This window comes from Streptomyces sp. NPDC006925 (assembly GCF_042869575.1).
Lineage (GTDB): Bacteria > Actinomycetota > Actinomycetes > Streptomycetales > Streptomycetaceae > Streptomyces.
Window position 1 is genome coordinate 77,718 of the sequence record NZ_JBIAGB010000027.1, and the last position, 21,252, is coordinate 98,969.

The 21,252-nt window shown below is 70.7% G+C and carries 22 protein-coding genes; 11 read left to right on the forward strand and 11 right to left on the reverse strand.

Features of this window, described 5'->3' with window-relative positions; genetic code table 11:
• Positions 1-543 precede the first annotated feature (543 nt).
• The 3 genes from ACFYNS_RS27335 (at position 544) to ACFYNS_RS27345 (ending at position 3,977) form a co-directional block, all read left to right on the forward strand.
• A complete protein-coding gene (locus tag ACFYNS_RS27335; RefSeq protein WP_360690599.1) occupies positions 544-1,266 on the forward strand; it encodes a class I SAM-dependent methyltransferase in 723 nt (240 codons plus the stop codon).
• 54 nt (positions 1,267-1,320) lie between these two features.
• Positions 1,321-2,553, forward strand: coding sequence for a cytochrome P450 (locus ACFYNS_RS27340; RefSeq protein WP_360690602.1), 1,233 nt, complete (start codon positions 1,321-1,323; stop codon positions 2,551-2,553).
• A gap of 251 nt (positions 2,554-2,804) precedes the next feature.
• Positions 2,805-3,977, forward strand: coding sequence for a nitric oxide synthase oxygenase (locus ACFYNS_RS27345; protein ID WP_360292765.1), 1,173 nt, complete (start codon positions 2,805-2,807; stop codon positions 3,975-3,977).
• A 115-nt stretch (positions 3,978-4,092) separates the two neighbouring features.
• Here ACFYNS_RS27345 and ACFYNS_RS27350 read toward each other — a convergent pair whose 3' ends face one another.
• Complete coding sequence (locus tag ACFYNS_RS27350; protein WP_388605525.1) at positions 4,093-4,944, reverse strand: helix-turn-helix transcriptional regulator; 852 nt, start codon at positions 4,942-4,944, stop codon at positions 4,093-4,095.
• A 136-nt stretch (positions 4,945-5,080) separates the two neighbouring features.
• On the opposite strand from ACFYNS_RS27350, the gene ACFYNS_RS27355 reads away from it, so the two are divergent.
• From ACFYNS_RS27355 to ACFYNS_RS27365, 3 genes are all read left to right on the forward strand, one after another.
• On the forward strand, positions 5,081-5,377 hold the full coding sequence (locus ACFYNS_RS27355; RefSeq protein WP_388605526.1) for an Atu4866 domain-containing protein: 297 nt from the start codon (positions 5,081-5,083) through the stop codon (positions 5,375-5,377).
• 168 nt (positions 5,378-5,545) lie between these two features.
• Complete coding sequence (locus ACFYNS_RS27360; protein WP_388605527.1) at positions 5,546-6,304, forward strand: SDR family NAD(P)-dependent oxidoreductase; 759 nt, start codon at positions 5,546-5,548, stop codon at positions 6,302-6,304.
• Positions 6,305-6,423: 119 nt separating this feature from the next.
• A complete protein-coding gene (locus ACFYNS_RS27365) occupies positions 6,424-7,227 on the forward strand; it encodes an SDR family oxidoreductase (RefSeq protein WP_360292776.1) in 804 nt (267 codons plus the stop codon).
• A 136-nt stretch (positions 7,228-7,363) separates the two neighbouring features.
• Here the strand turns inward: ACFYNS_RS27365 and ACFYNS_RS27370 are convergent, their stop codons facing one another.
• Entirely contained in the window at positions 7,364-7,939 is a 576-nt protein-coding gene (locus tag ACFYNS_RS27370; protein ID WP_360292779.1) for a rhodanese-like domain-containing protein, read from the reverse strand.
• Between the two features lie 80 nt (positions 7,940-8,019).
• Here ACFYNS_RS27370 and ACFYNS_RS27375 point away from each other — a divergent pair, with 80 nt between their 5' ends.
• On the forward strand, positions 8,020-8,307 hold the full coding sequence (locus tag ACFYNS_RS27375; RefSeq protein ID WP_388605535.1) for a metal-sensitive transcriptional regulator: 288 nt from the start codon (positions 8,020-8,022) through the stop codon (positions 8,305-8,307).
• 74 nt (positions 8,308-8,381) lie between these two features.
• Here ACFYNS_RS27375 and ACFYNS_RS27380 read toward each other — a convergent pair whose 3' ends face one another.
• From ACFYNS_RS27380 to ACFYNS_RS27400, 5 genes are all read right to left on the reverse strand, one after another.
• A complete protein-coding gene (locus ACFYNS_RS27380) occupies positions 8,382-9,125 on the reverse strand; it encodes a sulfite exporter TauE/SafE family protein (RefSeq protein WP_388605528.1) in 744 nt (247 codons plus the stop codon).
• On the reverse strand, positions 9,122-9,487 hold the full coding sequence (locus tag ACFYNS_RS27385) for a rhodanese-like domain-containing protein (protein WP_360292783.1): 366 nt from the start codon (positions 9,485-9,487) through the stop codon (positions 9,122-9,124). Before ACFYNS_RS27385 ends, ACFYNS_RS27380 begins: the two co-directional genes overlap by 4 nt.
• Before the next feature lie 103 nt (positions 9,488-9,590).
• Positions 9,591-10,949 (reverse strand): rhodanese-like domain-containing protein, encoded by a 1,359-nt coding sequence (locus tag ACFYNS_RS27390; RefSeq protein WP_388605529.1) that lies wholly within the window; start codon positions 10,947-10,949, stop codon positions 9,591-9,593.
• 749 nt (positions 10,950-11,698) lie between these two features.
• Positions 11,699-12,286: a class I SAM-dependent methyltransferase gene (locus tag ACFYNS_RS27395; protein WP_360292789.1), complete on the reverse strand. Its 588-nt coding sequence runs from the start codon at positions 12,284-12,286 to the stop codon at positions 11,699-11,701.
• 403 nt (positions 12,287-12,689) lie between these two features.
• Positions 12,690-13,763, reverse strand: a complete 1,074-nt coding sequence (locus tag ACFYNS_RS27400; RefSeq protein ID WP_388605530.1) for an alpha/beta fold hydrolase — start codon at positions 13,761-13,763, stop codon at positions 12,690-12,692.
• Between the two features lie 112 nt (positions 13,764-13,875).
• Here ACFYNS_RS27400 and ACFYNS_RS27405 point away from each other — a divergent pair, with 112 nt between their 5' ends.
• Positions 13,876-14,508 (forward strand): helix-turn-helix domain-containing protein, encoded by a 633-nt coding sequence (locus ACFYNS_RS27405; protein WP_388605531.1) that lies wholly within the window; start codon positions 13,876-13,878, stop codon positions 14,506-14,508.
• Positions 14,509-14,747: 239 nt separating this feature from the next.
• Here the strand turns inward: ACFYNS_RS27405 and ACFYNS_RS27410 are convergent, their stop codons facing one another.
• The 4 genes from ACFYNS_RS27410 to ACFYNS_RS27425 all read right to left on the reverse strand — a co-directional run bounded on the left by ACFYNS_RS27410 (position 14,748) and on the right by ACFYNS_RS27425 (position 18,440).
• Positions 14,748-15,083 (reverse strand): hypothetical protein, encoded by a 336-nt coding sequence (locus ACFYNS_RS27410; RefSeq protein WP_360292798.1) that lies wholly within the window; start codon positions 15,081-15,083, stop codon positions 14,748-14,750.
• Between the two features lie 890 nt (positions 15,084-15,973).
• Positions 15,974-17,191, reverse strand: a complete 1,218-nt coding sequence (locus ACFYNS_RS27415) for an RNA polymerase sigma factor (RefSeq protein ID WP_388605536.1) — start codon at positions 17,189-17,191, stop codon at positions 15,974-15,976.
• A 193-nt stretch (positions 17,192-17,384) separates the two neighbouring features.
• Positions 17,385-17,756, reverse strand: coding sequence for a YciI family protein (locus ACFYNS_RS27420; RefSeq protein ID WP_360292803.1), 372 nt, complete (start codon positions 17,754-17,756; stop codon positions 17,385-17,387).
• Between the two features lie 42 nt (positions 17,757-17,798).
• The gene (locus tag ACFYNS_RS27425) at positions 17,799-18,440 is read right to left on the reverse strand and encodes a DUF998 domain-containing protein (protein WP_360292806.1); all 642 of its coding nucleotides are present in this window, start codon (positions 18,438-18,440) and stop codon (positions 17,799-17,801) included.
• 149 nt (positions 18,441-18,589) lie between these two features.
• Between ACFYNS_RS27425 and ACFYNS_RS27430 the strand changes: the two genes are divergently transcribed.
• From ACFYNS_RS27430 to ACFYNS_RS27440, 3 genes are all read left to right on the forward strand, one after another.
• A complete protein-coding gene (locus ACFYNS_RS27430) occupies positions 18,590-19,015 on the forward strand; it encodes a hypothetical protein (protein WP_075003322.1) in 426 nt (141 codons plus the stop codon).
• 384 nt (positions 19,016-19,399) lie between these two features.
• Entirely contained in the window at positions 19,400-20,029 is a 630-nt protein-coding gene (locus ACFYNS_RS27435) for a hypothetical protein (RefSeq protein WP_388605532.1), read from the forward strand.
• Between the two features lie 107 nt (positions 20,030-20,136).
• On the forward strand, positions 20,137-21,042 hold the full coding sequence (locus ACFYNS_RS27440; RefSeq protein WP_388605533.1) for a hypothetical protein: 906 nt from the start codon (positions 20,137-20,139) through the stop codon (positions 21,040-21,042).
• The last annotated feature ends 210 nt before the right edge of the window (positions 21,043-21,252 follow it).

Genomic DNA, 21,252 nt, shown 5'->3' on the forward strand with positions numbered 1-21,252 from the left:
CGGCATCGTCGGTCGTCTTCGGACCCCAACACAAAGCCCCCCGTAGCGCCTTGTCGTCTCGTTGGGCGTAACTACGCCCGGGCAGCGCCATATTGGCCGCGTACCCCCGGAGTGAAACACACCCGACCCACGACGTGTCAAGGTCGGATTCCCGGCACCCTCCAGGCCGCCGCAGTAACCGTCAAACCCGCCGTCTATTAGGTGAGTTGGGCATCCAACACGCTCGTGGAGCAAGGCCCTCCGCGGGGCTTGCGGTGGGAACGCGGACCAACGGGACAGTCCGACAGTCCGGGCCTCCGCGGGCTCGCCAGAATGTGATCTACCTCATATGCCAAGGTCAATGTTCTCGCATAGCGTGTTCAGCCGGTGACGGCAGGGGCCGTGTTCTCTGCGTTCATTCGTCCTGTTTTCACACCGTTTCCACTTCGTTCGTCCGGGGAGAGCTGCACTCTGCCTGCCCGACCGACTCCGCGCGCGGACGGACCGTCCACCCACCCGTACGAGGGACGACCCCCGTCCGAACTCGAGGGACGTGCAAAGTTCATGCAAGAAAACAATGCCCGGCGAAGCGCCCTGGAGATTCTGGAAAATCAGCAGCAGTTCGATGGGACGTTGGCCGAGATCGACAACATTGAAGGATTCGACACGTCGCTCGGCGTGGAGACAGGCGCACCGGTGGAGCCCTGGGAAATCCTGGAGGCCGACGACAGCACCCTGGAGAACAATTCACGATACTCGCCGACCCCGGTCCGCACGGTGCGCTCGGCCATCACCGCAGCCGGTGTCCGGTACGAGAGGATCTCCTTCGTCGACTTCGGCTCAGGAAAGGGGCGTGTGCTGCTCATCGCGGCCGAGTTCCCTTTCAAGAGAGTCATCGGCGTTGATTACTCCTCCGATCTCTGTGCAACCGCCAGAAGGAATGTCGAGCACACCACCAAGAACTCACCGGCGCCCCGGAGCCCCATCGAGATCCACCACAAGGACGCAAGGGACCTCGAGATCCCCGACGACGCGGGGTTCTTCTATTTCTACGAACCCTTCTCCGCCACCGTCGCCGCTACAGTCCTCGACAACATCGAGGCGTCTCTCGCCCGGACCCCGCGCTCAGCGGTGATGTGCTTGGTGGGGTCGGCTCTCCTTCCCGAGGTGGAACAGCGCGCAGCCTGGACACAGTTGGGCGACACGCTGGCCTCACCGGACACCGACTATTACACGACCCGGCTCTACACCCATTCGGACGGCGCCCCAGCGCAGCACCCCGGGTAGATGCTTTCCGGCGCAGCTCCGCAGTACCTCCGTACCGAAGGCGAGTCCCCCTGCATGTCCAGCCTCATCACGCCCGATTCCGGTGCTCTGGACACACTGGATCTGGCCGATCCGCGCACGCACACCGAGTATGACCTCACCCAGGTGTGGCAGCGGCTGCGGAAGGAACAGCCCTTCTACAAGCACCGGCCGGTGGGCGGGTCGGAGGGCTTCTGGGTCGTTTCGCGCCACGAGGACGTCTCCACCCTCTACCGCGACACCACGCGCTTCACCTCCGAGAAGGGGAATGTTCTCACCACGCTCCTGATGGGCGGTGACTCGGCGGCGGGCATGATGGCCGCGGTGACGGACGGTCCGCGTCACAATGATCTGCGCAGGATCCTGCTCAAGGCGTTCTCGCCGCGGGTGCTCACCGGGGTGGTGGAGAACATCCAAGCAGCCGCCCGGCAGCTCCTGCTCGACGCCGTCGCGCGGGAGGAGTGCGACTTCGCACGGGACGTGGCCGCGCACATCCCGCTCAACGCGATCTGCGACCTCATGGCCGTGCCGCAGGCGGACCGTCCCTTCGTACTGGAGTGCACCGAGGCGGCGCTGGGATCGGACGGGGCGGCCCAGTCCCCCGCTGTCGCCTGGCAGGCACGCAACGACATCCTCGCCTACTTCGAGAAGCTGGCCACCGAGCGCCGGAAGAACCCCGGTACGGACGCGGTCAGCATGCTCGCCACCGGCACCCTCGAGGGCAAGCCGCTCACGATGGACGAGATCGTCGTCAACTGCTACAGCCTCATCCTCGGCGGCGACGAGACCAGCCGGCTCTCGATGACGGGTGCCGTAGCGGCGTTCCTCGAACACCCGGATCAGTGGCGTGCGCTGCTCGACGGCGAGGTGGATGTCTCCACGGCCGTCGAGGAGGTCCTGCGCTGGACGACGCCCGCGATCCACTTCGGCCGGTCCGCGCTGGAGGATGTTCCGGTCGGCGACCGCGGGCAGGAGATCAAGGCCGGCGACATCGTCACTCTCTGGAACAACTCGGCCAACATGGATGAAGAGGTCTTCGCGGACCCGGGCCGCTTCGACCTGGCCCGTACTCCGAACAAGCAGATCGCCTTCGGCTACGGGCCGCACTTCTGCCTCGGCGCATACCTCGGGCGCGCCGAGATCGCGGCCATGCTCACCGCGCTCCGCGACATCGTGGCCACGATCGAACCGAACGGGGAGCCCCGCCGGGTCTATTCGAACCTGCTGTCCGGCATGACCAGCCTTCCGGTGGTCCTGCGCCCCGCCTGACCTGCGGGCGATGCGCCCAGGCCGCCGGGCGCCCAAGAGGGCGTCCGGAACTCCGGGACGCCCGCGGCGAAGCCGGGAACGTCGGCGACGACCCGATGCGCGGGAACTGAACGCCGACATATCGGTTTCCGGGACCTCCGGCCTGCCGGCCGGCTGGACAGGGGCGTTAACCTCTAGCTTTGCTCTCCGAGGCCGCAGTCGGCCGGCTTCGCCTGCGACATGGGCGGCCTCCGCCCCTCTGTGAGGTACCCGTGCACTTCGATGCCTGCCCCGTAGCGGCGTCCTCCGCTGCCTCCGGCCTCCCCGGACCGTCCGCGGGCCCTGTCGCCGACCGGGACGAGGCGGAGGAGTTCCTCCACCAGTTCCACGCCGAGCACCCGGGACTGCCGGTTCCGCTCAGCACCCGACTGCAGCAGGTCCGGGCCGCCATCGACGCGACGGGCAGCTACTGGCACACCCCGGAGGAGCTCACCTGGGGAGCACGGGTGGCGTGGCGCAACTCCGCCCGCTGCATCGGACGTCTGTACTGGCAGAGCCTGCGGGTGCTGGACCGCCGGGACGCGCACACGGCCGAGGAGATCCACCACCACCTCACCGATCACCTGCGCCAGGCCACCAACGGCGGCCGCATCCGCCCCGTGATCTCCGTCTTCGCGCCCGACACACCCGCACGTCCCGCGCCCCGGGTCTGGAACGACCAACTCGTCCGGTACGCGGGCCACCGCCGCGCGGACGGCAGCGTGCTGGGCGACCCGGTGAGCGTCGACCTGACCGCGGCGGTGCGCCGCCTGGGCTGGCAGGGCCCGGAGGGGATGTTCGACGTGCTGCCGCTCGTCGTCGACGCCCCCGGCGACAAGCCCCGGCTCTTCGACCTCCCGTCGGACGCGGTCCTGGAGGTTCCGCTCCGGCATCCGGACTGCAACCGGATCGACCAGCTCGGCCTGCGCTGGTACGGGGTCCCGGTGATATCCGGCATGCGGCTGCGGATCGGCGGCGTCGACTACCCCCTCGCCCCGTTCAACGGCTGGTACATGGGCACCGAGATAGGTGCCCGCAACCTCGTCGACGAGGACCGCTACAACCTGCTGCCCACGGTAGCCGCCTGTCTGGGCCTCGACACCAGCAGCGAGGCCACGCTCTGGCGGGACCGCGCACTCGTCGAGATCAATGTCGCGGTACTGCACTCCTTTCAGGCCGCCGGAGTGCGCATCAGCGATCACCACACGGAGTCGCGCCGCTTCCTCACCCACCTCGCCAAGGAGGAGCAGCAGGGCCGTACCGTCACCGCGGACTGGAGCTGGATCGTTCCTCCGGTCTCCGGTGGCCTCACCCCGGTCTTCCACCGCTACTACGACGAGGTGGAACAGCGCCCCAACTTCCATCCGGGCGCCGACCTCTCCGCCCGTATGCGGGACACCGCCTGAGAGGACATCGGGTCTACCGGTCGTGCGCCGGTCCGGACTTCCTGCCGGTTCCCCCGGCGGACCGGGGGCCGCCTCGTCGTCGCGGGGGCACGTCCCCGTCGTGCCGTACCCGGTCCTACGGGGTGGCGGAATCGGAGTCGGCCCGGCGCCGGGTGGCGTGCAGGGAGCCGAGGAGATCCAGGGCGTGCGCCGTGGGGCTGCCCGGTTCCGCATGGTAGATGACGAGTTGCTGGCCCGGGGCGTCACGGACGTCGAAGGACTGGTAGGTCAACGCCAGTGCGCCGACGTCCGGATGGACGAGGTGCTTGGCCTCCTGCGTCTTGCCGCGCACGGAATGGGCCTGCCACAGCCGGCTGAACTCCGCACTCTGCTCCGTGAGCAGACCGACGAGTTCGCCCAGTCGCGGGCTGTCGGGATCGTAGCCGAGCGCCTGGCGCAGGTTGGCGACGGCCGCTTGTGCCGCCCGGTCCCAGTCGGCGTGGAACTGCCGGCCGGCCGGGTCGAGGAAGGTCATACGGGCCAGGTTGTCCGCCGGGCCGAAGGGGGCGTAGAGCGCGTCGGCCAGGGCATTGGTGGCGAGCAGATCCAGGGTGCGGTTCATGACGAGGGCCGGGGTGCGGGCGTAGCCGTCCATGAGCTGACGCAGTGCGGGACCGACGCGGTCGGTGGCGTGGACGGGAGAGGGGCCGCCCGGCGCGGCCCCGGCCAGCCGGTGAAGGTGGGCCCGGGCCTCCGTGTCGAGGCGCAGTGCGCGGCCGAGCGCTTCCAGCACCTGCGGCGAGGGGTTGCGCTCCCGGCCCTGTTCCAGGCGGGTGTAGTAATCGGCGTTCACCCCGGCCAGGACTGCGACCTCCTCGCGGCGCAGTCCGGCGACCCGGCGCACGCCGTGACTCGCCATGCCGACGTCCTGCGGCCGCAGACCGGCCCGGCGTGCGCGTAGGAACTCCCCCAGGTGCTTGTCGTCCATGCTCCCCAGGCTAGGCAGTGGCCGTCCGCGCTGCCCGGGTGTGCCGCACCCAGGCTCGAGACGTCCTGGTCGCCTTCTCTGTGACCTGCGCAGACTCGGTGCAGCACCCCACCCCGCACCGAGGAGAGACGTTCACATGACCGGAACCGCACGCACCGACCATGTCCCCGAGAACGTCCCCGAGAACGTCCCCGAGAACGCCGACGTGGTCGGCATGTGGGTCACCGCGGACGGCCACATCCGTCAGGAGCTGCTGCCGGACGGCCGCTACGACGAGGCCCGGGGCACCCGGCGCAGCGCGTACACGGGCCGCTACACGGTGACCGGCGACCACCTCGACTACGTCGACGACACCGGCTTCACCGCCACGGGCGAGATCCGGGACGGCGTGCTCCACCACGAACACCTCGTGCTCCATCGCGAGCGGAAGTAGCCGGGGCGCTGTCCGCCCGGTGCGGCCCCTCGCCGCCGCGGCCGGCCGGACGACGGAGACAGCGTCCGGCCGGACGCCTACACCCCCTTCGCTGCGGCGCGACCGAGGCCGACGGAACGCGGAACCGGCCCCGCGGCGGGAGACATCGAGAAGGAACAGGAGCATTCCATGACGGGACGACGCCTGGACGGCAAGGTCGCGCTGATCACCGGGGCGACCGGCGGCATCGGCACGGCGGTCGCCGAACTCTTCGCCCGCGAAGGCGCCCGGCTCGTGGTCAGCGATGTCGCCGAGGAGCCGCTGCGGCAACTGGCGGACCGCGTCGGGGCAGCCGGCGCCGAGGCCGTCCGCGCCCGCCTCGACGTCTCCTCGGCGCGCGAGTGGGACGAGGTGATCGGGCTCGTCCGGGACCGGTTCGGGGCGCTGGACGTGCTCGTGAACCTCGCGGGCATCGTGGACTGGCCGGGCGTCGAGGACACCCGGGAAGAGGCGTGGGACCGCGTCATCGACGTGAACCAGAAAGGCACCTGGCTCGGTATGAAGGCGGCGATGCCGCTGCTGCGCGCGAGCGGCGACGCATCGGTGATCAACACCTCCTCGGTGCTCGGACTCGTGGGGAGCGGCGCGGCCGCGGCCTACCAGGCGTCCAAGGGCGCGGTGCGGCTGCTGAGCAAGACGGCCGCCGTCGAGTACGCCCGACGCGGCGTGCGGGTCAACTCGATACATCCCGGGGTGATCGCCACACCGATGATCCAGGACCTGCTGGACGAGGAGGGCGACCAGCAGCCGGACATCCGGCGCACCCCGATGCGCCGGGCCGGCCGCGCCGACGAGATCGCATCCGCCGTCCTCTTCCTCGCCTGTGCCGACTCCTCGTTCGTCACCGGCGCGGAACTCCTCGTCGACGGCGGGCTCACCGCGTACTGAACCGTCCGGCCGCACGGCCCCACCGCGCGGGCCGACGGCCGGTTCCCGCGGCGCTGCCCCCGCTGCCCCTCCGGCTCCCTGCCCGGAGCCACAACCCCACCCGTCACAGGAAGGACACCATGCCCTCTGCAACTCCGTCCGCCGCGGTGCCCGAAGCCTCTGGAGTTCCCGGGGCCGCCGAAGCGGCAGAATTCACCGGAAGGGTCGCCCTGGTCACCGGAGCCGCACGCGGTGTGGGCAGGGCGACCGTGGCGCTCCTGCATGCGCGCGGCGCACGCGTCGCTGCCGTCGATGTGCGGCCCGAACTCGCCACGCTGCCCGAGGAGTTCCCAGGGGTCGCGACAGTGGCCGGCGACGTCACCGCGGAAGACACCGCCATGCGCGCGGTGCGCTCGGCCGTGGACGCCTTCGGCGGCCTGGACATCCTGGTCAACAACGCCGGGCGCGCCCTGAACCGGCCCGTCACCGAGACCACGGCCGAGGACTGGGACAGCGTCATGGCGCTCAACGCCCGTGGCGCGTTCTTCTTCGCCCGCGAAGCCTTCCGGGCCATGAAGGACCGCGGCGGCGGAGCCATCGTCGGCACGGGCTCCTACGCGTCGACCGTCGGCCTGCCCGAGGGCGCCGCCTACAGCGCCTCGAAGGGTGCGCTGGCCCAGCTGACGAAGGTGCTGGCGTTGGAGGGCGGACCGCTGGGCATCCGCGCGAACCTCGTCGCCGCGGGCGTCGTCGAGACCGACTTCCTCGACACGTTCCGCACCGACAGCCGCGCCTACCTCGCCTCCTTCGCCGATGCCCACCCCCTGGGCCGGGTGGCCCGGCCTCGGGAGATCGCCGAGGTCCTGTGCTTCCTCGCCTCGCCGAGGTCCGGCTTCGTCACGGGCGCCGTGGTCGCTGCCGACGGCGGCTTCACCGCGGCCTGACCCCGCTCGCGGCCCGGTCGGCCCGGTCGGCCCGGTGGTCCCGCCCTCGGGCCGGCCGCCGTCCTGCCCCGCAGCAGGCGGGGCCGAACGGAGTGGGACGGCGCCGGCGGGCGGCCGGCTGTGGGACCGATCCGACTCAGCGGCTGCGGAGTTCGGCCAGGGTGGCGTCGAGGTCGGCGGCGCGCGGGCGGTTGTGGGGCAGCTTGGCGAGCAGGACGGCCATGCCGCAGGTGTTGGTGAGGGCCGAGAAGACCAGCCCGGCGGCGATGCCTGCGGAGAGCAGTCGGAAGGCCGGGTGGACGAGCAGGCCGAGGAGAAGGCCGAGGAGGACGACCGTACCGGCGGTGAAGCGGACCTGCCGCTCCATGCCCCAGGTGGCGCCGCCGGCGCCCTGCGGGCGGTGCAGGTCGTGGCCGTCGGCGGCCCAGGCGCCGGTGCCGCCGGAGAGGGTGGCGGTCTCGATGCCGTGCTCGGCGAGGATCCGGCAGGCGTTCTCGGACCGGGCGCCGGACGCACAGACGACCAGGATGTCGCCGCGGTCGGCCGCATGGCGGATGTCGGGCAGGGCCCGCCGGAGCTTGTCGAGGGGGACGTTCAGCGCGCCGGGCAGGTGCCCGTCGGCGTATTCGCCAGGGGTGCGGACGTCGATGACGGTGAGCTCGTGCAGCCGAGTGCGGGCTTCTCCGGTACCGAGGGCGGTGGGCGTGGTCATGGCAGGTGTCATCCTTTTCTTCCGGCGGTGCCCCCTCGGGGCGGTAGATTACCCCTAGGGGTATCTCGCGAGGAGTGATGATGGAACTTGAGCTGGCGGCAGCGGAACTGAAGGCGGTCCTCAACCGGCTGCGCCGGGCGCAGGGCCAGATCTCCGGGGTGATCCGGATGATCGAGGAGGGGCGGGACTGCGAGGAGGTCGTCACGCAGCTGGCGGCCGCGTCGCGGGCGCTGGACCGGGCCGGGTTCGCGATCATCGCCACCGGGCTGCAGCAGTGCCTGACCGACATGGAGGACGGCAGCCGCTCCGGAGAGGACCGGGACGAGATGCGCGCCCGGCTGGAGAAGCTCTTCCTCTCCCTGGCCTGATCCGACCGCCCCGGGCCACCGCCCCGCCCGACCGTGCCGAGCCGTCCGTCCCGGGTGCCCGGCGGCTCGCGCCCTCAGACGACCACGTCCACGAGCATGAAGGCCGCCACCGCCAGCAGGACGACGGCGAAGATCCGCTGCAGGGAGCGGCCGGTGATCTTCGTGGCCAGGCGTTTCCCGTCCCAGGCCCCGAGGATCGCGGCTCCGGTGAACGGCGCGATCACCTCCCAGCGCAGGTCTCCGCCACCACCCGCCCGGGCGGTGAGCGCGGCCAGCGAGTTCACGGTGATGACCAGCAGGCTGGTGCCCACGGCCTGCTTCATCCGCAGCCCGAGGACCCCCACCAGCGCGGGGACCGCGAGGAACCCGCCGCCGACGCCGAGGAGTCCCGTCACGGCTCCCAGCCCGGCACCCGCCCCCGCCGCCTTGGCGGGACGTATCCGCTCGGGCGGCTCGGAGTCCGCGGGCCGCAGCATGCGCAGGGCGGCCAGCGCGGCGATGACCGCGAAGGCGGTGGTGAGTGCGGCTGCCGGGAGGCGGCCCGCCGCAGCCCCCGCCAGGACCGCGGGCACGATGCCGGCGGCCGCGAACAGCGCCCCGGTCCGCCACACGACGTTGCCGTCCCGGGCGTGCCCGTAGAGGGCAGTGGCCGAGGTCGCGGTGACGATGATCAGGCTGGCGGTGGTCGCGGACGCCGGGGAGAACCCCAGCAGATAGATCAGCGCCGGTACGGCGAGCACGCTGCCGCCACCGCCGAGCGCTCCGAGGGCCAGGCCGACGACGGCCCCGGCGATCAGGGCGACGACCAGGAGGCTCACGCTATCGAGCCGGTCTTCCCGCGTTCGTCGACGACCGGGAACCCAGCAGCGGCCCACGCGTTCATGCCGCCCTCGACGTCCACCGCGTCCGTGTTCCGCTCGGTGAGCAGCTTCGCGGCCTGCTGGGAGCGGTGCCCGCTGCGGCAGATCACCACGAGCGGACGGCGCTGTGCGGCAGCGGGCAGGGCCGCGCCCGCTGCCAGCCCGGTGAGCGGGGCGTGCACGGCACCGGGGGCGTGCCCCGCCTGCCACTCCGACTCCTCGCGCACATCCAGCAGAACCGCCGCGGGCCGGTCCCCGGCGGTACGGGTGCGGGCCTCGTCCACGGCCAGACGCGGTGCGCTCCTACGGAAGAGGAACATCGTCGACGTCGCCTTTCTCGTTCGGGTTCTCGTCCCGGGTTCTCGTCCCGGGGTCTCGTCCCGGGGTGCGGCAAGGGGCCGGACGGTCCGGCCCCTGCGCGTTTCAACCGGTGACGACGGTCAGTCCGGCCTCGGCAGCCGCGTCGAAGCTGTCGTCCACGGCAACGACCCGCCGCCCGACGGCATCCAGCAGCGAGGCCGCGATACCGGCGCGCATGCCGCCGGCGCAGTGCACCCAGACCGTTCCGCCGGGCACCTCACCGAGCCTGCTGTGCACCTCGTGGATCGGAATGTGGACGGACCCCGCTATCCATCCCGCGACGCGCTCGGAGTCGCGGCGCACATCGAGGACGACGACATCCTCCTCGTCCCGCGCCGCCAGTTCCGCGAACGTGGCACGGGGGAAGGAGGCGGGGCGCTCCCCGTCGCGAAGCCAGGCCGCAGGACCACCGGTCGCAGCGGAGGCGGGCCGGTCGATGCCGACACGGACCAGTTCCCGCTGTGCGGCGGCCAGTTGCTCCGCCGAGTCCGCGAGCAGGGTGACCGGCTTGCCCCAGGGAATCATCCAGGCCAGGTAGGTGGCGAGCTTGCCCTCCGCCTCGAAGTTGAACGAGCCGGCGACATGGCCTTCCGCGAAGGCGACCCGGTGGCGCAGGTCCACCACCCACTCACCCGCCGCGAGCCGCGCCGCGATCCCGTCCGGGTCCGCGACCGCGGGCCGGGTCAGATCGACGGGGGCGGGGCCCCGGGCATTGGCCGGGCCCATGTGCGCGTAGTAGGCGGGCACGTCCTCCAGTCCGGCGAGCAGCTCGGCGACGAAGGTGCCGGCGTCGGAAGTGAGGGCCGTGTTGGCGGCCTTCTCCTCTCCGATGGTCGTGGTGTCGCCGTCGGCCTGGGCGGACGAGCAGAAGCTGCCGAATCCGTGCGTGGGCAGGACAGCGGTCTCGTCGGGCAGGGCATCGGCGAGGCGGTGGGCCGAGGCGTGCTGGGCGTGCGCCAACTGCGCGGTCAGGCGCGGCTCGACGAGGTCCGGGCGGCCGACCGTGCCGATGAGCAGGGAGCCGCCGGTGAACGCGGCGACCGGACGCCCCGCCTCGCCGAGTACGTAGGCGGTGTGGTGCGGCGTGTGTCCGGGCGTCGCCACGGCCGCCAGCGTCAGTTCCGTGTCGATGTCGACGGTGTCTCCGTCGGCGACCGGGATCCGGGAGAACGAGACCCGCGCACCGGCCGGGACGAGATAGTCGGCTCCGATGATCCGGGCGAGCTCCGGGCCGCCGGTGACGTAGTCGTTGTGGAGATGCGTCTCCGCCACATGGGAGATGCGCACCCCTCGCCGGGCGGCAGCCGCCAGCACCTGGTCGATGTCGCGGGGCGGGTCCACCGCGACCGCCGTCCGCGCCCCACCGGCGAGGTAGCTGCGGTTGCCCAGGCCCTCGATCTCGATCGTGTCGACGAAGAACACCGGGTACTCCTTTCCCGAGAAATTACCCCCGTGGGTATGCTCGCCACCGTAACACTTTTACCCCGGGGGGTATATTCCGCAGCGAGCCGCACCCGGACCGCTGCCGCTGTGCGGCACGGCCGCCGGGTACCCCGGACAGGGCGAGGGACGAGGTCGAGCCGGGGCCCGCGACCGGCCGGGCCCGGCGGACCGGAACCCGCACCCGCACCCGTCGGTGACATGGCGGAGCGGACCGGTCCGCCGACCGAGATCGTGTTTTCCTGCCCATGTCAGAACGCCCGGAGGGCTGCAGCGACGGTACGGACGGGCCCGCCGAACGGCGGCGAGCCCGGAAAAGGCCGGATCAGAGCATGCGGGGCCCCGGAACCAGCGCCCCGGACCGGGACACACACGAGCCTTCGACCGGCGCCGGAACGTGACGGTCAGCGACCGACCGCGCTCACCCCCGGACGGACCGCCCCGCGGCAGCGCCGCCGCGCGGTGTCAGGTCCGGCCGTCCGGGGCGCGTGAATCCGCAACCCCGCGCGGCCAACCCCGCATCCGCAGCAGCACATGGCCCCACGCACCCCCGACGGCGGACACCCCACCCGGACCTGTCGCCCCTGCCCGTCCGGCCCGCGAGGGGCCCACGCCATCGGATCGCGCCAGACTGGCAGAAGGACAGAGAAAGCAGACGAAGGACGGGCAGAGGGCGCGCGCCGGACAACGACAGAGGCGCGCAGAGGGCACAGCGGAAACGTCGGGCCACCTCACCGGCGGACGGCGCGGACCACCGTGTCCAGGGCCTCGGCCTCGCCCACCGGGCGGCGTGCGACCTCGGCCACGACGACATCGGCGCACGGTTCCCACCCGGCCCTGACAGCCTCCACGCTGGACAGCACCCGCGGATCCTGCGGCCCGCCCGTCCCCTGCTCGAGGTTGGCCACGTCGTGGCCGACCAGCAGCAGCGTGCCGCCGGGCCGGGCGGCCCGGCACGCCAGGGCCAGCACCCGCGCCATGTCCTGCGGGGGAAGATGAAGATAGGAGAGAAGAACCAGGTCGTACGCGGCGTCTTCGGCGGCGTACCGGGTGACGTCGGCCTCCACGGCTCGCACCTCCGCCTCCCGGCGGTCCGCGGCCTCGGCGATGCGCCGCACGGCGACGGGTGAGAAGTCGACGGCGTCCACCCGCCAGCCGCGTCCGGCCAGCCACAGGGCGTTGCGGCCCTCCCCCGCGGCCAGATCCAGCGCCCGGCCCGGCGCCAGCCCGGACGCCTCCCGGGCCACCCACCGGTTGGGCTCGGCGGACCACAGGCGTTCCGATGCCCTGTACCGCTCGTCCCAGGCGTCCGCGTCCACGCCTCTCCTCCTCCCGGCAACCGGCAGCCGGTCCGACCCCTCGCTTGTCCGCCAGGCACGCCGGTCTCCTGCCGCCACGTTACGTGTACCGCTGAACGACCCGTCGCGCCACACGCGCACAGTTCCGGCGCCTGCCCGGGCGGTCGCGGCCCCGCCCGGCACGGACACGGCCAGGAGGCGACACCGACCCGGTCGTCGCAGCCGCCGCGCCCGCCGGGACCGTGCCGGTGGCAGTGGCGCCGTGGAGACGGGCACGCATGAGGAGCGGCGAGCCCACCCGTGCCCGCGCCGCGCAACGACCGAGGCGACTGCGGCCACTCCGCTGACCTGGCCCCGGACGACGGCCTGTCCGACCCGTCCCGCCCGAGCGACACCTGCTCCCCGCAGGCTGCTTCCGGGCGACTCACCCGGCGGTGAACCCCAGGATCTCGCGCACCACGGCCTCAGGGTTCTCCTCCGCGAGCCAGTGGCCCGACTCGGGGATCTCGACCGCGCGTGTGACGTTGCGCAGCATCGGTGCCAGGGTCGGACGGGTGGCGGCCAGTGAGCCGGTCGCGGTGAGGAGCAGCGTGGGGGTGTGCGCGGGAGTGGCTGCGATGTTGTCGCGCTCGTCCCGGTCCAGACTCCGGTAGAGCTCGAATCCCGCATGCCGTACGTCGGGGCGGCCGTAGGTGCGGACGTACTCCTCGATTTCCGCCCGGGTGAAGGGGGACTTCGTCCTGTCGCCGCCGAAAGCGGATCCGCCGTGCGCGACTTGTGCGGAGAAGGCTGTGATGTATGCGCGCATGTCCTTCCGGTTGTCGACGAGTTCCTCCGGGATCTTCTGCTGGCTGTTGAAGGCCATGTGCCAGGAGAAGGTCCGGTACTGGGCCGCGGGAAGCTTCCGCCCGGGGAGCGGATAGTCCATGTGCACATAGGAGCGGACCTGCCGGGGGAACTGCGCGACGTACTGCGCTCCGACCCCACCGCCGAGATCGTGTGCCGCCAGGTCGAATGTCTCCAGTCCGATCCGGTCGTGCAGCAGACCGCGCACGTAGCGGGCCAGGGTCTTCTTGTCGAAGCCCTCCGGGCTTCCCTTGCTGTCGCCGAGGCCCGGGAGGTCGAGCGCGTACACGGTGTGGTGCTCGGCGAGGGCCGGCATGATCTTCCGCCACTCGTACCAGGTCTGCGGCCAGCCGTGCAGCAGCACCAGCGCGGGGCCTCTGCCACCCATGACGTAGTGCATGCGCACCCCGCGGACTTTCGCGAATTCGTGCCGGAACGTGGCGTTGAATTCCACGTCGTGTTCCGTCGCACTGTCGTACGCCGCCGTGGGGCCGTGGGAGGAGGTGCCGGGTGCGGTTGCGGGTGCGGCACCAGCATCTTCGAGCGCGGTCCACCCGACGGTGCTGCTCGCGGCGAGTGAGACGGTCAGCGCACCGGCGCCCAGGAGGAGTCGCCGACGGGAAGGGGAGGTCCGACTTCGGGTCAGTGTCATGCGGCAATCGTCGAGCGCAGCCTTGCAGAAACGCATACTCTTTTGCAGAACCGCAAATCGCCGAGCGGGTCCGAGGGATCGACGAGCGGATCCGGGGGGAGGTGCCGGGCCCGTGGGGGACGACCTGGCGGTACTGCAGAACGTCGGCCCGAGGCTGCGGGGCTTCCGCAAGGCTCTCGGGATCACCCTCACCGGGCTCGCGGAGCGGACAGGGCTCACGCCGAGCACCATCTCCCGGCTCGAACGCGGCCACATCCGGCCGACTCTGGAACAACTCCTGCCGCTTGCCCGCGCCTACGCCGTGCCGCTCGACGAACTCGTCGCCGCGCCGACGACCGGCGATCCGCGGGTTCATCTGCGCCCCTTCCGCCGGCACGGAATGACCTTCGTGCCGCTCGGGATGAAGACGGGCGGCCTGCAGGCGTACAAGGTCGTCTATCCGCCGGCCTCGCAACTCCCGCCGCCGAGATTCCATGTGCATCCCGGCCGGGAATGGTTCTACGTACTCCACGGGACGGTCCAGCTCGTCCTCTCCCACACCCGGACGGAGCTGTCGGCGGGCGAGGCCGCGGAGTTCGACACCAACGTCCCGCACTGGATCGGCAACGCCCGGGAGGACACCGCGGCGGAGACCATCGCCATCTACGGGCAGCAGGGCGAACGTGTTCACCTCACGGATGTTCCCGCCGCGGCCGGAGCACGGCGGCGGGACGAAACCGAACCCGCTGCTGGACAGACGACGTGAGCCCGAACCGACATGAGGGCATGTCAGCTTCCCGAAGAATCCCCCGCCTCGTCCGGAGCGGTGGCCACGCCGCAGGCGGGCAGGCAGGCGGGCGGATCCGGCTGTCAGGCGGAGCCGGCTCTCAGGCGGAGCCGACTGTCACGTCGTCCGGGAAGGCACCGCGGCTCCTCCGCCCCGGGCGGGCTCGGCCGCCGGTGACCCGCCCCCGCGGGCCGGGCCACCGCGCGCCCTCGGGCTCGTCAGCCCACGAGCAGATAGCTGGTGCCATAGCCCTGCGGATTGCAGGGGCCCCGGTAGCGCCGGTCGGTGTCGGTGTACGAGAAGCCCGACGGGACGGTGCAGGCCCAGATCCCGGTGCGGGGCTCGCGCAGCCGGTAGGCCGTCCCGTAACCCTGCGGGTTGCAGGCTCCGCGGTAGCGCCGGTCGGTGTCGTCGTAGGTGAATCCCGAGGGCACCGTGCACGCCCAGATACCGTCGGCGGGGTCGACGACGTAGTAGCTGGTGCCGTAGCCGCTCGGGTTGCAGTCCCCGCGGTAGCGCCGGTCGGTGTCCGTGTAGGTCTTGCCCGCGGGCACTGTGCAAGCCCAGAAGCCGGACGCGGACACCCGGGGCGCCTCAGCACCGGCGGACGGCTCGGACGCGGCTGCTGCCGCGGGTGTCGCGGCGAGCCCCGCGAGAGCCATTGCCGCCACACCGGCGGCGGCGGTAACGGCCTTAAGTAATCCCGATCGCATCATCGAAATCTGACTCCTCCTGATGTCGCCCAGGGTGCACGACCGGCAGCTCGGTGCACTGTGACGGGGCGTCGCAGTCGCCGGTCGCCGAGCGCGCTCATCGTCACATCGCAGCAGGGGGCGGACAACGCGCGCCCGCTCCCGCCCGGAACGGTCCCGCCATTCTGCGAAGGTCCGGTGAAGAACTCTTGTGCTTGGCGTGATGGCGACACAGTGGCTCCCCTGGGGACCGGCGGGGGCCGGCGGGATCGGAATCCGGACACCTGACGGCGCGCAGGACGGCCCCACCAGCCCCCGCATCCGGCCGGAACCCGTACGCGACGACCCCGGCCCCCTTGACCCGGTCGTGAGCAGTCTTCGTGAGGTACGGATACGCCACAACCAGTCCGGAACAGCCCTCTCCCCGCCCCGACCACTCGCCCGTGAGGCGAACAGGACACGGACCGGGCATGGGGGTTGTCGGTGACGACGACGCTGGTCTTGCTGCTGACCGAGGTCATCATGTTCAGCCCGGCCGCCACCGACAGGGCGACCAGTTCCTCACGGGAGGCCCTGGTGTCCCCGGTGTTGGCGATCTGCATGCCCTGCACCAGAGGCCCTTCCGACGCGAAACGTCCGGGATTCTGATACGCGCACGGCGTCTTGGGAACAGACAGCCGACAGTTCTGACGGGGCGGACATTCCAGAAGGGGGAGAGAAAGACCCTCTGCTCTGCCGCACCGTCGGGGCGGTCAGATCAGCTGGTCGGCTTCGTCGAGCAGGTAGCGGCGCTCGATCTCGTTGCCGGTCAGGGCGGCCGCCTCACGGTACAGCCTCGCGGCACCGGCCGGGTCACCCGTCATCCGCACCAGGTGTGCGCGCACCGCGCGTTCCCGTCGCCGGGTGAGGGGGTCCTGGTCCAGTCCGTGCCGCCGGTTGAGGTCGTCGAGCAGTGCCAGCCCCCGGGTCGCTCCGAAGGCGCGGGCCACCGCGACCACCCGGCTCAGCCGCACCGGCGCGGTCGGGGTGAGGCGCTCGAGCCACAGATAGAGCATGGCGATCTGCGGCCAGTCCGTGCGCTGCGGAGCCCCGGCGGCGTGCAGGGCCGCGATCGCCGCCTGGAGCTGGTACGGCCCCGGCTCGCCACGGCTCCAGACCTTGTCGATCAACCCGGTGCCCTCCTGGATCAGGGGGCGGTTCCACCGGGTCCGGTCCTGCTCGTCCAGCGGCAGCAGTCGGCCGTCCTCGCCGCTACGGGCGGCGCCCCGCGACTCGGTGAGCAGCATCAGCGCCAGCAGACCGGTCACCTCCGCGTCGTCCGGCACGGCGGCCGCGAGAGTCCGGGTCAGTCTGATCGCCTCAGCGGTCAGGTCGAGACGTGCGAGTTCGTCACCGGCGGAGGTCGCGTACCCCTCGTTGAAGATCAGGTAGAGCACCCGCATGACAGCCCTCATACGGGCGGGCAGGTCGGCGGGGGTGGGCGCGGTGAAGCGTGCTCCGGCCCGGGTGAGCTGCTGTTTGGCGCGGCTGATCCGCGTCCCCATGGTGGCCTCGGAAATTCCGTGGGCGTGCGCGATCTCGGCGGTCGTCAGGCCGCCGACCGCGCGCAGGGTGAGCGCCACCTGCGAAGTGTGGCTGAGGGCAGGGTGACAGCACAGGAGCAGCAGGGTGAGGCTGTCGTCGGTCTCCTGCGGGGGACTCTCCCGGCGGCCCGTTTCCCGCATGGCCAGTTCGGCCCTGCCCACGTCCCGCTCACGCCGGTGCCGGGCCTGCTCGGAGCGGAGCAGGTCGACCATCCGTCGGTAGCCGATCCGGATCAACCAGCTGCGCGGGTCCTCCGGGACGCCGTGGTCCGGCCATGTCCGGACCGCCGCCAGCAGCGCTTCCTGTACCGCGTCCTCGGCCGTGTCGAAGCGACCGAAGCGCCGCACCAGCGCACCGAGGACCTGGGGGGCTTCGGCGCGCAGCAGATCCTCGACGTCGGCGGCCCCCTTCGGCCCGACGTCCGACGGAGCACCGCCGGCCGGGGCGCCGTTCTCCGGACCACCGCAGGCCGGGGCGCCGTTCTGCGGACCACCGCTGGGCGGGCCGCCGTTCACCGGAGCACCGGCCATCGGGGCGGCACGGCGGGCTGCCGCACCGGCCCCTGCGGGGATCCGCCGGTCATGACGTGAAGTCCTCGCCCATGACCGGCCGGATCTCGATGGGCTCACCCAGTACCTCCACGATCCGCGAGGCGATCTCCACAGCGCGTTCCCGGTCGGCCACGTCGATCACGGCGAAGCTGGCCAGCACTTCCTTCAGTTCGGCGAACGGCCCGTCGGTCGCCGTCGTGCCGTCCGGTGTCCGGTGGACCGTGGTGCTCACCGCCGGGTGGCCCAGGCCCTCGGTGCTGACGAGCTCACCGGTGTCGAGCAGCTCCCGCTCGAACTTCTGGTAGACGGCGAACGCGGCCAGCGCCTCCGGAGACGGTTCCTCGGCGGTCGCGGCGTCCCAGGCGGCGGCTGAGGTGTAGCCGAGCAGCAGGTACTTCATCGCAGTTGCCCCTTCGATCTCATGCGGTGAGGGTAGAGCGGGTCACGGGGTGCGCCGCAGGGATGTGCCGACGACGGTGGTCCAGGTGAAGGCGACCAGGCCGTTCACGGCGATCTGGACACTCATGTGCTCCGGGGACATGGGCAGGACCAATACGAGCGCGGCTGCGGCGTTCAGTACGGCCGGCAGTGCCGCACGGCGACGCACACACCGCACGGCCAGCACGACGGCGGCGACGGCCAGCGCGGTGAAGGCGACGGCGGCCGAGGCGGAGTGCGCGATGCTGTGCCAGGACATCCGGGCGACCGGCCGGTCCGGGGTGCCCAGCGGGAAGCCGTTCTCCGGGTCCATGGTGAACACCCCCGCGGCGATCAGCCCGGCGCCGAAGACACCGACGCAGACCGGCAGTGCGCGCCGTCCGACTCCGTCGTGGAGTGTGCGTCCGATGCCGGCGGCCAGTGCGAGACCACCGAGTCCCGCGAGCACGAACGTGGTGATCTGGATCCAGCCGAGGCCGCCGGTGGCGAGCTGGCTGATCGGGTGCCGGGTGATGTCGAAGCCCGGACGGGTGAGCATCTGAAGGACGGCGGACGCGGCGAAGACCGGTCCGGCGAACGCTCCGGCGGCCAGCAGACGGTCCGGGTTGCGAGCGGTGGCGACAGCGGGAACGGCGGGGGCGGTCATGGCTTCCTCCTTGGCGGGTCTCCCGGCTACCTCGTCGCCGGATCCGGGATCTCGACCCGGCATGTACGTGACGTACATCACAGGCGCTGGACGTCGAGGGCGGCCGGACGGCTCCGAGGTGGCTGCGAGATCCCATCGAGGAGGACGACATGTTTGAGACCCTTCCGCCGAGCGCCGAACTCACGGCTCTGGACCGTCTGGTCGGCACCTGGGCGGTCACCGGCGGCGCAGAGGGAACCGTGCGGTACGAGTGGATGCCCGGCCGGTACTTCCTGATCCAGCACGTGGAACTCACCCAGTTCGGCGAGCCGGTCACCGGCATGGAACTGATCGGGAACCTTCGCCCGTTCGGCGAGCCGACCGGTGCGGACGTCGTGTCGCGGTACTACGACTCGATCGGCAACACGTTCGACTACGTCTACGAACTGGTCGGCGACAAGCTCACCATCTGGGCCGGCGCGAAGGGCAGCCCGGCCTACTACGAAGGAACGTTCAGCGCCGACGGCGCCACCGCGACCGGCGATTGGGTCTACCCCGGCGGAGGCGGATACACCTCGACCATGACGCGAATCTGACCCCGGCCCACGACAGACCGCACGACCGGCACGCTGCATGACGACGCCCCTGAGCGGACCGTCGTCATGTAGCGGACTGGAGCCGGTATCCGCATGAGCTCTTCACACCTCGAACCGGATCCCAGTTCCCGGGGAGGGAACACTCGCTGAAGGAACTGCGACCTCAACCGCAGCCGTGGTTCCACGCAACGGGTCGAGAACAGGAACTCCAGAACATGACCAGCCTTCGACAGACGTGGCGCAGTCCATCACCGTGAGCAGTCGGACATCATGTTCACGTGACGAACACTGTTATCATCGCGGGTTGTACTTGTCGCCGAACCTTCCCCCAGGGAGCGCATCGTGCATCGTCGTCGCCATCTTCCGCGCCGAGCCACGAGGACGATGGCTGCTCTGGGATTCGCGTGTGCCCTCTTCGTGACCGGTTGCGGTGGCGACGGAGAGCGCGAGGGCGGGGACGAGAAGATCGCGGGCGCGAACAGGGGAGAAAAAGAGGCGGAGTCCTCCCCCGCTGAGGAGTCACCGGCCGCTCAGGCGCCGACATTCGACCTTCCCGATGATCTCAAGCTGGACTTCAAGGGCGTGCGGTCAGAGGACGCCGGGAAAGACGAGGTCCTGCAGGCCACGGAGTATGCCGCGAAGGCACGTGTCGAGGCGTACACCAAGGCGGATCCGGCGACGAAGAACATGATCAGGTACTGGAAGCATCCCGCATTGCAGTACTGGGGCAAGGACATCACGAGGTTCGCCAAGGACAACAAGACGTTCACCGGCTCTCTCCGCTACTACGACTTCAAGGTGACCGACCTGACGCAGAAGGCCGCATGGGTGCGGTACTGCGAGTCGCAGCGCAATGCCTTCGCCAAGGACAAGAAGTCGGGGAAGACACTCAAGACGACGCCCAGCAAGGACGACTTCGTCGCCTGGAAGGCCGGGCTGGTCAAGATCGACGGCAAGCAGTGGCAGGTATCGCAGACGCAAGCGACCAAAGGGGCCACGGAGTGCCAACCGTGAGCAGACGTACAGGACGCACGTGCATGGCGACAGCGGGAACCACAGTCCTTCTGCTGGCCGTGGCGTCCCCAGCGCATGCGGGCTTGGGAGACGGGCAGGGTGGCACGGTGGTGGAGGAGAGGCCCACCCCGGAGAGCGACGGCAATGACACCGTGGGCATGCACATCGCCGTCCACGGCAACGCTCCCGCCTCCGGTACGCCGATGACACCCGCCCCCGCAGCGAACTGGAAGCCTCCGGCGTGCTGGTACGAACCGATGTGGAAGCCGAAGGCATACAAGAAGGCACTGCGGTCGGAGAGCCCCACCCCGCAGGTGCTGGGCGACTACGCGGAGGAGTACCAGGCGTATCAGAAGAAGCGGGAGAAGCAGAACTACAACATCGGCAAGAAGGGTCTGTGGTGGTCCTTGCACCATGAGGCAGGCAAGGATGACGCAGAATGCCTGGCCAAGGAACGCGAAATCTGGGTACCCAAGGGGAATCCCCCGGGAGACCCGGCAGCCATTGATCCGCGACTGCTCGCCGGAATCGCGTACGACAACACCAAGCTCCCGACGCCCCCGGTGAAGCTGAGCCCCAGCCCGGGCCGCCAGGTGGTGAACCTGGAGACCCGGATCGTTTTCAAGCAGCCGCTGAACCGGGTGTGGGTGACCGCGAGCATCGACCACCTCGGGGTCAACATTGCGGCGACCACGGTGGCCACTCCCAAGGCACTCACCGTGAAAGCGGGTACGGACAACGCCGAACCGAAGTCGTGCACATACGGCCTGTCCAAAGCCAACGGGGGCTACCAGGTCGACTCCGAAGACGCGGACTGCAACATCACCTACAAGCGATCCTCGAGATCGGGGGACACGTACCCCTTCTCAGCCTCTGTTGTGTGGGACGTCACCTGGACCGACTCCGCCGACCCGAACGGTCAGCCGGTAGGTGAGCCCACCCTTCCCGCCGGCAACTCCACCTACGAACAAGCCGTCACGGTCAAGGAAATACAGTCCATCGTCCGGGACTGACAGGAACGTCCTCCTGCCCTCGAGCTGGAGTGGGGCGGCCTTGCGACGGGAGCCCCCTGAGCGGAATCCGCCCCGCTTGCCGACCCCCAGGACTGCAAATCGTTCGGCTCTGTTTGGGTCTGTCAAACGAGCGGTGTAACCAGGGTGGTTGGGGTCACTGACGAGCTGCGGAGAGACGGCCGTCGAAGGTGATGTCGAAGGCGTTCAGGG